This is a genomic window from Williamsia sterculiae (assembly GCF_900156495.1).
GTDB lineage: Bacteria > Actinomycetota > Actinomycetes > Mycobacteriales > Mycobacteriaceae > Williamsia_B > Williamsia_B sterculiae.
On the sequence record NZ_FTNT01000016.1, the window covers coordinates 81,265 to 92,517 of the forward strand.

Consider the following 11,253-nt stretch of genomic DNA (forward strand, 5'->3'; position numbering starts at 1 on the left):
GTGTAAACTAGACAAGAAAGAAGCGGCGGCGCGCACGCCCGGAATCGGAGGAGAGGCCCTCATGACGGAGAACAGCCGCTACGAGCGGGGGTTGGCGAAACTCGCCGAATACACCGCTGCGAACGCCAGCGAGAGCCATTACCGGATCGCCGATCGGCTCTCGGCGATCGCCCCCGACATCGGCCGCTACATCATCGAGTTCGCCTATGGCGATATCTATGCGCGGCCGGGGTTGGACAATCAGCAGCGCGCGTTGGTCACGTTGGCGACGTTGGCGACCCAGGGCACCGAACCGCAGATCGAATTGCATGTCAACACTGCGTTGAGTAGTGGTCTGTCGCCGGATCAGATCGTGGAGGTGTTCATGCAGTTGATTCCGTACACGGGCTTTCCGCGGGTGCTCAACGCACTCGGCTTGGCGCAGAGGGTTTTCGACGAGCGTGTGCAGTCCTGACGCACCACGCCAAGACGGTGGATGCACCGCCTCGGTGGGTGTGGTTCATCGCGTGATGCGGTGCAACAGAAACGGTGCGCCGTTCCTCGGTGCGGCGGGGATGCCGAAAGTGAGTCCGATCAGGGTCGCTTCGCCGTGGGGCCGGAGTTCGTCGTTGACGTTGCGCCACGGCCAGGGGGCGTGGCGGCGGTAGCTGACCACGAGTGCGGGTTGGCCGTCGAGGCGGGACGCGCGGATGCTCGCGGTCATGGGTACGGATTCGGTGATCCGGTCGTCGCGGCGGAGCAGGTTGGTGCCCTGCAGGGTGGTGTCGTCGGAATTGTGTGGGCGGAAGCGTTTTCCGTACCAGTGCGGCATTCCGGTGGCCGACATCAGCAGCGGCCCGGTCAGCCGCAGGTGCAGGGGACCGGCGAATTCGGCGCGGTGATCGCCGAGGAGCTGGTCGAGGTCGACGCCGGCGGCGGATCGGAACGCGGCGGTGAGGTCGGCGAGGGAGTGGTGGTCGAGTCCACGGGTCGGCATTGTCAGTTCTTTCCTCGGTGGGCGCCGGTGCGGGCGGTGAGCCAGGCGACGGGTCCGGGCAGCGCCCGGGTGACGGGGTGCAGGATGTTCCACCGCCACGGCACGAACGTGTCGGTGCTGTCGTGGCGCAGGCTCGCCACGATCGCCTCGGCGACCTCACTGGGGGTGACCGAGCCGAGCAGCTGTTCTGCGGTGGGGATGCGTTCGGACGCGCCAGGATTGGCGTCGAAGTAGGGCTGTGGACGCGGCTGGGGTGACCTGTCCGACGACGAGTCCGGTGCCGCGGAGGTCTTGGCGCAGGGCGTCGGTGAGCCCGCGCACGGCGTAGCGAGCCGCGGCGTAGCCCACTGCTCCCGGCCACGGCATCCAGGCGACGGGGGAGTTGACCATGACGATGGTGCCCGAGCCGCGGTCGAGCATTTCCTCGATGAACACGCGTGTGGTGAAGAAACTCGCGAAGTAGGGGGCGTTCATCATGTCGACGGCTTCCTCCAGCGAGGTTTCCTCGATCCGCAGGAATCGGCCGGCGCCGGCGTTGTTGACGATGGCGTCGGGGACGCCGAGGTCGGTGAGGACGCGGCTGCGTAGTTGTCGGGCACCGTCGGGGGTGCCGAGATCGGCGGTGTAGGCCCAGGCGTGGTGCCCGTGCTCGCGTAGCTCTCCGGCGGTGGTGTCGACGAGTTCGGCGCGTCGGGCCACCAGCACGACCCGGGCGCCGGCGGCGGCGAGAGCCCGCGCGGTGTGCTCACCGATACCCGAGGATGCTCCGGTCACGAGGATCAGGCTGTTCCGGATTTTCACAAGCCCGCCTCACCCAGGTCGAGTTCGAGCAGGTCTCGGCACCTGGGGCTGGCCAGATACAGGCGGCCACCGGTTTCGACGACTCCGGTGGCGGTGTGGAAGTTCGGGTGGGTGCCGTGGATCTCGTCGACGGTGTGACCGTCGGGGTCGATGGCGATCGCCCACACGGTTTTCTCCGGCTCGGGCTGCAGCGAATCCGGGATGTTCCACACGAGTTTGCGCACGATCCCCGGCATGGTGGCCAACCGGTCCAGTGCGGGGTTGCGGGGATTGGTCAGCGGGAACCAGCACCGCCCCCCGGTGAACCGGGACAGGTTGTCGGGGAAGCCCGGCAGGTTCGCCCGGACCGGGACGGTCCGGCCCTGCTGTTCACCGGTCAGGCACAGTTTGCTGATCGAGTACGCCCCGGTCTCGACGTAGAGCAGCCCGGTGCGGTCCGGGGTGAGGGCGAGTCCGTTGGCGAAATGCAGCCCGTCCTTGACCACACTCACCGTGCCGTCGGGGTCACGGCGGAACAGCCGGCCGGAGGGGCGATGTTCGAGCAGCGCACCGAGATAGTGTTCGAAGTCGAATCGGTTGGTGGATTCGGTGAACCAGATCGCGCCGTCGTCGTCGACGACAGCGTTGGAGCAGAACCGCAGGGGAGTGTCGTCGACGTAGTGCACCAATGTCTGCACCGCGCCGCTGGCCGGGTCGACGGCCAACAGTCCGCGGTGCGCGTCGCAGACCAGCACCCGCCCGTCGGGCATCAGTTCCAATCCGAGCGGTCGGCCACCGGTGTCGGCGACGACCTTCGGTGTTTCCGAGTCCGGGTGGAACGCGACGATCGCGCCGCCTTCGAGCCCGCATACGAGGCGTCCGTCGCGGTCGACGATGACATCCTCGGGCCGGCCGGGGTCCGGGAGTTCGATCACACGACCGGGTGGGAGGTCACCGGCCGCGGGCTGCGGCGGGGCCGGGGGCAGCTTGCGGTGCACCGGATCCAGACCCGGTTTCGCCTCGGGACGCAGCTGCGGCAGAGTCGGGCGTCCGTGTTCACGGTAGATATAGGTCGTCGCGACCGGATAGGCGTGGATCGCGGCCACCGTGTCGGTGAGCCGCGGACCGAGGGCGGCGACCTCGGTGGAGTTCAACGCTGCGTGCAGCGTGGCGTGGTCGGTGGCACCCACCACGACGACGCCGTGGAACTGCGATGCGGTGGGGTAGTCGTGCGCGACGTCGGGACTGTTCCACATCCATTTCGTGAAGGGTTGGAACACTTGCGCCCGGGTCTCGGTGACACCCGCCGCCGCGGCCAGCGTCGGTCCGATCCGGTCGAGAACGGTGCTCGCGAACGCCGAGCCGGACGCACCGGGTCGCCGGCGCAGCAAGATCACCGCCCGGCATCCGGTGTCGGCGCTGGCGGTGTCGTACCAGCGCCCGCCCCACGGCAGGGTGGCGTGCAGCAGGGTCCGGGAGAACACGTTGCGCTCGTCGCGCTGCACAACTGGGTTGTAGGTGAGGCTTTTCAGGTTCGACAGCGGACCGTCGAACCACACCTCGGGCGTGCCGTCGAGGCGACGGTCGACCGGAATGGTGGTCTCCGCTCCGTCGACGGCGGGCCACAATCCGGTCGCTTCGGCGGGGAAATGATGCTGGCGGTATTCCCGGAAGCCCGGGGTGCGAGCAACGAGCTGGGAATGCGGTCCGCGCCAGTACTCCATCGACGCAGCTCGTGGCCGGTCGCTGCGTACCCACACGAGGACCAACGCGCCGGTCATCTTTCGGGTGGTCATGACGTGATGCTCCTGTTCCATTGCGAGACGAATCGGCATGCGGGTGATCGAGTTTTCGACGGCGCCACGCTCGACGAGCCATGGGTCCTTCTGTCGCCCTCAGCGACCATCGCATTGCTGTTATACAGACTGTAGGTTACAGTCTGTATAGAACGCAAGGGTCGATGCGGTCGACGACGACAAACGGAGTTGTCATCGAAGCGACGTCGACCGAGTCGCTGTCGACTGGAGGTTTGTCATGGCTGGATACGGCGTCAGCGGACGCGTCGTCGTCGTCACCGGTGCCGCGGGGGGCCTCGGGAAGGTACTGGCGGCCGAGCTGATCGCGCGCGGCGCACGGGTGGCCTTGCTCGGGCGCAACGAGGCCGCCGTCGCGACGCTGGCTGCGGAACTGGGCGCGCCGTCCATCGTGCGCAGTTTTCGCGCGGACGTGCAGGACCTCGCCAGTCTCGACCGTGCGTTTTCCGCCGTCGCCGACGACTTCGGCGGGATCGACGTGGTCGTCGCCAACGCCGGTGTCGCCGATCCGACCGAGCGCATCGCCGATCTCGACCCACACTCCTGGGAACGCACCGTCGACATCAACCTCAACGGAACGTTCCGCACCATGCGAGCCGCTCTGCCGCACGTCACGGCGCGGCAGGGCTACCTGCTCGCGATCTCCTCGATGGCGGCGTTCGTGCACGCGCCGCTGCAGGGCGCCTACACCGCCACCAAAGCCGGCGTGTGGGCCTTCTGCGACACCCTGAGACTCGAAGTCGCCGCCGACGGCGTCGGCGTCGGCAGCGCACACCCGACCTTCTTCGAAACCCCGATGACCGATGCGGTGACCGCCGATCCTGCGGCCGCGCGACTGTGGCGCCAACACCGACCGCTGCTGTGGCGATTCGCCCCGATCGACGACGTGGTCGCCGACATCATCGACGGCATCGAGCACCGCGCCGCGCACATCGCCAGCCCCCGACGCAACCTGCCAGGAATCCTCGCGGCGGGAACCCTGCAAACAATCGCCGAACGCATCGGATTCCCCGGCAACGCCATTGCCGAGGCCGTCACCATCGCCCGACGCAGCGCAATCACCCGACGCAACACGACACGACCCGATCAGGATGCCCAGCCCGGTATCACCGACGATCCACGCTGAGCCTTAACAAGTTACAGCGAGTAAACTAGTGAGCATGCGCCAGGAGGAGTCGATGACAACCGCCGGACTAGCCGACGAGTCCCCGCCTCCACGGCGACGACGGTTGACCGCCGAAGCCCGCGAACAGCAACTCCTCGACGTCGCCGAGACACTCTTCGCCGAACGCGGACTCGAAGGCGTCACCATGGAAGACATCGCGCGTGCAGCAGGAGTGACCCGACCCATCGTCTACCAGCACCACGGCTCGCGTGACGGAATCTTTCTCGCCTGCGTCAGCAGGGCACGCACCGAATTCGAAGCCGTTCTCCGGCAACGCATCGACACCGCGCCCGACGATCTCGCCGCGAAGATCGAGGCCGGCGGCGCCCCCTACTTCGAACTGATCAAACGCGACCCGCGGCGCTGGTCGCTGCTCTACACCACCTCGGCGAGCATGGAGGGACAGGTCGCCGAGGCACTGCAGGCCATGCGGGCGCGCACCATCGCCCAGATCGCCGCGATCGCACGCGAATTCGCGCCCCACATGCCGGCCGAATCGTTGAACGCTTTCGCCTACGCCGTATCCGGAATCGGCGAACAGCTCGGACGGTGGTGGCTGCGTAATCCACGCGTCTCGAAAACCAAAGTCCTGAACCATTACCGCACCTTCGTGCAAGCAATCGCGGTCGCGATGCTCGCCGACCATCAACCGCCGAAAGCACCGCAATGAGTAGCAGCATCCCGAGCCACGACCCACTCTCGGCAGGCATGGCCACACGCCGAGAAGTGATGGGTGACCACTACGTCGACCAAGCGGTGCAACGATCGGCCGGCACTGAATCCGACACGATCCAACACTTCATCACCGAACACGTCTGGGACGGCGTCTGGAATCGCCCAGGCCTCGGTCGTCGAGACCGCAGCCTTCTCAATCTCGGCATCCTCACGGCACTCCGCGCCCAAGACGAACTCGTCGGCCACGTCCGCGGCGCCCTGAACAACGGACTCAGCCGCGAAGAGATCACCGAAGCGATCGTTCACACGGCAGGCTACTGCGGCGCCCCCGCCGCCCTCGCCGCGATGCGGGCAGCGCAACAAGTATTCGATGCGCAGCAAACATAGCCACTCGCGCCGGGCTGCAGTGCCACGCCGCATCACCGAGCACAGTTATTACGTCAAGTAAACGTGACACGCGCTCTCATTGGTGGCTGCAGAGGAAGGATCGTGGGGGGCGGTTACTTGCGGGCGCTGAGAGTTGGTTTCCTCCGGGTGGCGGCTAGTTGGGGGTTGCGTTGTCCAGGCCGAGTTGCGTAGGAGTCGCAGGCCGTTGAGTCCGACGATGATCGTTGATCCTTCGTGGCCGGCGACACCGAGGGGCAGGGGGAGAGTGCCGACGAGGTCCCACACCACGAGCGCCGCGATGAAAGTCGCAGCGATCACCAGGTTCGCGATCACGACGCGGCGGGCCTGGCGCGATAGATTGATCACGGTCGGGATGGCGGTGAGTTCATTGCGGACCATGACGGCGTCCGCGGCCTGCACAGTCAGGTCGGCACCGTTGTGGCCCATGGCGATCCCGACGTGCGCTGCGGCGAGCGCGGGTGCGTCGTTGATCCCGTCGCCGACGACTGTCACGTTGTCGCCACCTGACTGTAGGTCGCGCACGGCGGCGACTTTGTCGTCGGGCAGCAGCCCTGATCGCACATCGGTGATCCCCACTTGAGACGCGAGCTGCACGGCGGTGATCGCGTTGTCGCCGGTCAGCAGGACCGGGGTGGTGGCGGTCAGCGCGGTGACTGCTTGGCGGGCGTCGGGTCGTAGCTGATCGCTGATCGCCAGGACTCCGATCGGGCGCCGATCGACGGTGACGACGACCGCGGTGTGTCCGAGTGTCTGAAAGGCGTCGATTGCCGCGGTAGTGGCCGCGGTTGCGGCATCGGCGGGTAGAGCCGCAGGTGAGATCACCTCCACCTGTCGGCCGTCGACGCGGGCGCTCACACCACGACCTGGGTGTGCGGTGAAGTCGTCGGCGGCGGGTAGCTGCATACCGCGGTCGTGGGCGGCGCGCACGATGGCGGCGGCCAGCGGATGTTCGCTGGGATGTTCGGCGGCCGCGGCCAGCCCAAGTAGACCGTCGATGGTGAAGTCGGCACTGAGGCTCTGTATGTCGGTGAGTTCTGGGGTGCCGAGGGTCAGTGTTCCGGTCTTGTCGAAGGCGGTGCGGTCGGTGGTGCCCAGTCGCTCCATCACGACGGCGGATTTCACCAGTACTCCATGCCTGCCTGCGGTGGCGATCGCCGCGAGCAGCGGCGGCATCGTGGCGAGCACGATGGCGCATGGTGACGCGACGATCATGAATGTCATCGCCCGCAGCAAGGCTCGCTGGAGCGAGTCGCCGAACAGGATCGGGATCGCGAAGACCGCGACGGTGACGGCGACCATGCCGATCGAGTACCGCTGCTCGATCTTCTCGATGAACAGCTGGGTCGTGGCCTTGGTGGAGCTGGCGTCGTCGACGAGGGCAGCGATACGGGCGACCACCGAGTCCTCAGCACGGCGATCGGCCCGTAGGCGCAGCATCCCGGTGCCGTTGAGGGTGCCGGCGAACACCTCGGCACCGATGACCTTGTCGACTGGCAACGGCTCGCCGGTAATAGTTGCCTGGTCGACCTCGCTCGCGCCGGCGATGACGGTCGCGTCGGCGGGGATCCGCTCGCCTGGGCGCACGACCAGCACGTTGCCGACCGCGAGGTCGGCCGCCCGCACCTCTTCCTCGCCGCCGTCGTCGCGCACCCGGATGGCGGTCTCCGGAGCGAGATCCAGCAGGCCGCGCACCGAATCCTCGGTGCGGGCGGTGGCGAATGCCTCGAGCGCCCCTGATGTCGCGAAGATGACGATCAGGAGCGCACCGTCGGTGACCTGACCGATCGAGGCGGCGCCGATGGCCGCGGCCACCATCAGCAGGTCGACGTCAAGTGACCTCTCGCGTAACGCGCGCAGTCCCGCCAGGCCGGGCTCCCACCCGCCGCAGACGTAGCAGGCGAGGTACAACGACCACCACAGCCCCGCGGGCCCGCCCGCCAACTGGGCGGTCAATCCGGCCAGAAACAGGACCACTGCGGCGGCCGCCCACCGTATCTCGGCCAGCGCCCAGATCCGGGTCCGCCGGATCGCCGCAACCCCGGAAGCGGGGGTGGTGGGGCCCAGTGAGGGGGCTCGTACGGGCATCGCTCACCTCCAAGTTGGGGGACATGACGGCGCCCACGATAACAGAACACATGAAGACGTCTTCATGTGTAGTGGGGGAGGTAACCTCCTCAGGCATGGGGCATGGAATCGAGGGCCACGACCGTCCCGCCGTACGGCTGGATCCGGATGCGGCCGAGCGTGTCGCGACCACGCTCCAAGCCCTGGCCACGCCGAGCCGACTGCTGATTCTGACCGAGCTGCGCCACGGCCCCCGTGCGGTCACCGACCTCGCCGACTCGATCGGGATGGAACAGTCCGCGGTCTCTCACCAACTGCGTCTGCTCCGCAACCTCGGCCTGGTCGTCGGCGCCCGCACCGGCAGATCAATCACCTACAGCCTCTACGACAACCACGTCGCCCAACTGCTCGACGAGGCCGTCTACCACTCAGAACACCTACGACTCGGACTCGCCGACCGCCCCAGAGACGTAGGCTAACTCGGGTGTTTCGTCACGGGTGACGAAACACCCGAAAGGCATTGCGCCGCACCGCGATTCGCCGATAACGCGGATTATGTCAAGTCACGCACATGTGCGTCGATTGACATGTGCAAATGGTCCGCGTGGAACTGTCGCATGTCACCACGAGCTACTGCATCGCCGCCATCGCTTCCCCGGTACCTCCTTCGCTCCGAGCTCCAGCAGTTCCTCGGCCTGTCCAGGGGGTCGGTGGACGCGTACCTCAAACGCGGGCTGATCCCCGGACCCGACGCCACGTGCTCGGTTGGCCCGCTGTGGTCCGGGGCCACTCTCAACCGCGCCCGCGAACAGCCCATCGCCTCGCTTGCCGCCGTGGTCCCCGTCGATCGCGACAATGGGTTCGACGACGCCGATGAGGCCGGGGTTTACATGTGCCCGGACAGGTCGGCGCATTTCATCGGCTGGACCACACCCAGCATCATCGGACTCGTCACCGCCGGTTCCGATCGGGTTGCTCAGTGGCATGAGGTGCGTGCCTGCGCCCGGTTCGACGGTCCCGTCGTGCGGCAGATGTCGACCGATGATGCGGCGCAGCAGAAGCGGATCACCGATGCCACCGCCCGGCGTCGCAACACGAACGCGCTCACCGTGTACCTCCTCAGCGACCCGCTCGCGTACGGGCAGATCCGCGTCGGCGCCTCCGCGACCACCGGAGGCCTGCAACGAGCCCGTCTCCTCGCACGACGCGGCCAGAAGGTCGGCGCACCCGGCAACTGGCTTACGTTGCCGACTAAACCCACCACCACGCCGCTGCCCGAATTCGTGCTGCCGGTCCTCGACGACGCTTTTCCCAAGTAACAGACCGCATCAACCCAACACCGAGGAGCCATATCTCATGTCCACCGCATCTGACGATCGCGAACTCGCCAGCGAAGCCCTACGCATCCTCATCGCCGAGGGCGAGAGCGCAACCCAGAATGGTCATCTTTGGCGCCGATACGACTGGCGCGACCTCGCACAGCGTCTAGGAGTCACAACCCACCGTCTCGACGTCGCCTGCGCCAATGTCCGTACCGACGACGAATTGGGCACCGAAGACGGATACCTCTGGGTGCGCGACGACTACGCACGCACCCTCGCCGAAGCCCTCAACCGCTAATGAAGCGGTCACATCACACCAGGCCTTGGGGCTACCCAAAATCGATCCGTGCCTTGCATCTCAGAAAATCCATGAGAGGTTCCCTGCCCAACAGAAGGGAACCTCTCATGGTGTTCGGCGCATTGATGGTTGTCATAGGCTTCTTCATTCTCATAAAAACCTGGGAGTCAGTCGTTTCCGGTGAACACGAGGCTCATCGCCGGTACGGAAGAAGCTCACAGGTATCCCTCGGGTGGTGGACCTCGATGGGCTGCGTCCCGCTCCTGATTGGAGTCGGGAGCATCTACCAGGCCCTTCCCGGACAGTGAATGGCCGCACATGTCATCGGGCCGGTTTATCGTCGCGTCATGTCCCGCAGCACCACAGACCACACCGTGACCCTCGCCGACATCGTCGCAGCCATGCTCGGACGACCCTTGGGCCCGGTCGAGTCCTCGCATCTGAAAACGGGCTACCAGGCCACCGCAGGTGGCACCCTCGCCGACCTCGCCGGCCAGCTCGTCGCGTGACCGTCATGGTGCCTTCGTTCTGGCCGGGTGCGCGTGTACAGCGCCTCGACGGGGGGGACGCTGGCGAATCCGGCGTGGTTGTCGACCAGGTCGACGAGCTGGTCAGTGTGGAGTGGGAATCCGGTGGTCGCTCAGTGCCGCACTGGCGGCATGTCACCCACTCCAATCGGACCAATGATCGATGAGTCCGTCCGACAGTGGCGCACGTTCGCCTGAGCAGCGTGTGACCGACATTGTTGAGCGTCTGGTGGCGGGTCAGACGTGGGACTTGCGCGCGGGTCCCGACCCGGTCGTTGACACGGCGGATCTGCGGTCAGCGCTTATCGCTCTGGCCACTAGGCATGTGGACCCACACGGAATCCATCTGACAAATGCAGTGTTCGACGACCGGCTCGACATTGATTCCCTAACAGTGAAGTTCCCGATCAGGCTGACGTCATGCGTCTTCAAGGGCGGATTCATAGCTCGGGAAAGCAACCTCAAGCGGCTTGACCTGAGGGAATCAAAGTTCGCCAACAAGAGCGGCCAAGTGCCGCAGTTAAACCTGAACGGCACAACAATCAGCGGGCAGCTTAATCTGTCAGGTGCGCGCCTAGTCAACCCCGGGGGTACTGCGCTCTCACTAGACGGGGCGACCGTCAACCAGGGCGTGTTCATGCAAGGCGGGTTCCGGGCTGAGGGTGTGGTGCGTGCGTTGGAGGCGACGATTGGCATGCATCTCGACCTGCAGGGTGCGCGCCTGGTCAACCCCGGGGGTACTGCGCTCTCACTGGACGGTGCGACCATCACCGGCGACGCGCTCGTAGATGAGGGGTTCCGGGCTAAGGGCGAGGTGCGTGCGATGGGGGCCACAATAGGCGGGCAGCTCAGTCTGTCGGGTGCGAGCCTGGTCAACCCCGGGGGTACTGCGCTCTCACTGGACGGTGCGACTATCACCGGCGACATGCTCCTGGAAGCCGATTCTTGGGCTGAGGGTGTGGTGCACGCGGTGGGGGCGACAATAGGCGGGGAGCTCAGGTTGTCGGGTGCGAGCCTGGTCAACCCCGAGGGGTATGCGCTCTTTCTGGATCACGCGACCATCACCGGCGGCGTGTTTATGGAAGACAAGTTCCAGGCTGAGGGTGTGGTGCACGCGGTGGGGGCGACAATAGGCGGGCAGCTCAGTCTGCGGGGAGCGAGCCTGGTCAACCCCGAGGACGATGCGCTCTCACTGGACGGTGCGACCATCACCGGCGACATGTA

The 11,253-nt window shown here is 66.3% G+C and carries 14 protein-coding genes; 9 read left to right on the top strand and 5 right to left on the bottom strand.

Annotated elements, in window-relative coordinates:
- Positions 1-61: 61 nt before the first annotated feature.
- On the top strand, positions 62-454 hold the full coding sequence (locus tag BW971_RS20270) for a carboxymuconolactone decarboxylase family protein (RefSeq protein ID WP_076482898.1): 393 nt from the start codon (positions 62-64) through the stop codon (positions 452-454).
- A gap of 45 nt (positions 455-499) precedes the next feature.
- On the opposite strand, the gene BW971_RS20275 is transcribed toward BW971_RS20270, so the two are convergent.
- Genes BW971_RS20275 through BW971_RS20285 form a run of 4 tightly spaced genes read right to left on the bottom strand, consistent with a single transcriptional unit; the run spans position 500 to position 3,552 of the window.
- Positions 500-976: a hypothetical protein gene (locus BW971_RS20275; protein WP_076482899.1), complete on the bottom strand. Its 477-nt coding sequence runs from the start codon at positions 974-976 to the stop codon at positions 500-502.
- 2 nt (positions 977-978) lie between these two features.
- Positions 979-1,116, bottom strand: a complete 138-nt coding sequence (locus BW971_RS21595) for a hypothetical protein (RefSeq protein ID WP_159441899.1) — start codon at positions 1,114-1,116, stop codon at positions 979-981.
- 16 nt (positions 1,117-1,132) lie between these two features.
- Positions 1,133-1,750 carry an SDR family NAD(P)-dependent oxidoreductase gene (locus tag BW971_RS20280; protein ID WP_159441900.1) on the bottom strand — a complete coding sequence of 206 codons (618 nt, stop codon included), beginning with the start codon at positions 1,748-1,750 and terminating at the stop codon, positions 1,133-1,135.
- Between the two features lie 23 nt (positions 1,751-1,773).
- Positions 1,774-3,552: an SMP-30/gluconolactonase/LRE family protein gene (locus tag BW971_RS20285; RefSeq protein ID WP_234974526.1), complete on the bottom strand. Its 1,779-nt coding sequence runs from the start codon at positions 3,550-3,552 to the stop codon at positions 1,774-1,776.
- A 238-nt stretch (positions 3,553-3,790) separates the two neighbouring features.
- On the opposite strand from BW971_RS20285, the gene BW971_RS20290 reads away from it, so the two are divergent.
- From BW971_RS20290 to BW971_RS20300, 3 genes are read left to right on the top strand one after another with little or no spacing between them, the layout of a single operon-like run.
- The gene (locus tag BW971_RS20290; RefSeq protein WP_076482900.1) at positions 3,791-4,696 is read left to right on the top strand and encodes an SDR family NAD(P)-dependent oxidoreductase; all 906 of its coding nucleotides are present in this window, start codon (positions 3,791-3,793) and stop codon (positions 4,694-4,696) included.
- A 34-nt stretch (positions 4,697-4,730) separates the two neighbouring features.
- Positions 4,731-5,405 carry a TetR/AcrR family transcriptional regulator gene (locus BW971_RS20295; protein ID WP_076482901.1) on the top strand — a complete coding sequence of 225 codons (675 nt, stop codon included), beginning with the start codon at positions 4,731-4,733 and terminating at the stop codon, positions 5,403-5,405.
- Positions 5,402-5,797 carry a carboxymuconolactone decarboxylase family protein gene (locus BW971_RS20300; protein WP_076482902.1) on the top strand — a complete coding sequence of 132 codons (396 nt, stop codon included), beginning with the start codon at positions 5,402-5,404 and terminating at the stop codon, positions 5,795-5,797. The genes BW971_RS20295 and BW971_RS20300 overlap by 4 nt, the downstream gene beginning before the upstream one ends.
- A 48-nt stretch (positions 5,798-5,845) precedes the next feature.
- Here BW971_RS20300 and BW971_RS20305 read toward each other — a convergent pair whose 3' ends face one another.
- A complete protein-coding gene (locus BW971_RS20305) occupies positions 5,846-7,903 on the bottom strand; it encodes a heavy metal translocating P-type ATPase (RefSeq protein WP_083710499.1) in 2,058 nt (685 codons plus the stop codon).
- Between the two features lie 95 nt (positions 7,904-7,998).
- Between BW971_RS20305 and BW971_RS20310 the strand changes: the two genes are divergently transcribed.
- From BW971_RS20310 to BW971_RS20340, 5 genes are all read left to right on the top strand, one after another.
- Positions 7,999-8,361 (top strand): ArsR/SmtB family transcription factor, encoded by a 363-nt coding sequence (locus tag BW971_RS20310; RefSeq protein ID WP_076482903.1) that lies wholly within the window; start codon positions 7,999-8,001, stop codon positions 8,359-8,361.
- A gap of 138 nt (positions 8,362-8,499) precedes the next feature.
- Positions 8,500-9,201, top strand: a complete 702-nt coding sequence (locus BW971_RS20315; RefSeq protein WP_143690502.1) for a hypothetical protein — start codon at positions 8,500-8,502, stop codon at positions 9,199-9,201.
- A gap of 37 nt (positions 9,202-9,238) precedes the next feature.
- Positions 9,239-9,502: a hypothetical protein gene (locus tag BW971_RS20320; RefSeq protein ID WP_076482905.1), complete on the top strand. Its 264-nt coding sequence runs from the start codon at positions 9,239-9,241 to the stop codon at positions 9,500-9,502.
- A 347-nt stretch (positions 9,503-9,849) separates the two neighbouring features.
- On the top strand, positions 9,850-10,011 hold the full coding sequence (locus BW971_RS21600; protein WP_159441901.1) for a hypothetical protein: 162 nt from the start codon (positions 9,850-9,852) through the stop codon (positions 10,009-10,011).
- 223 nt (positions 10,012-10,234) lie between these two features.
- Positions 10,235-11,253 (top strand): hypothetical protein (locus tag BW971_RS20340; protein WP_200799488.1); only part of this gene is annotated, 1,019 nt, incomplete at its 3' end.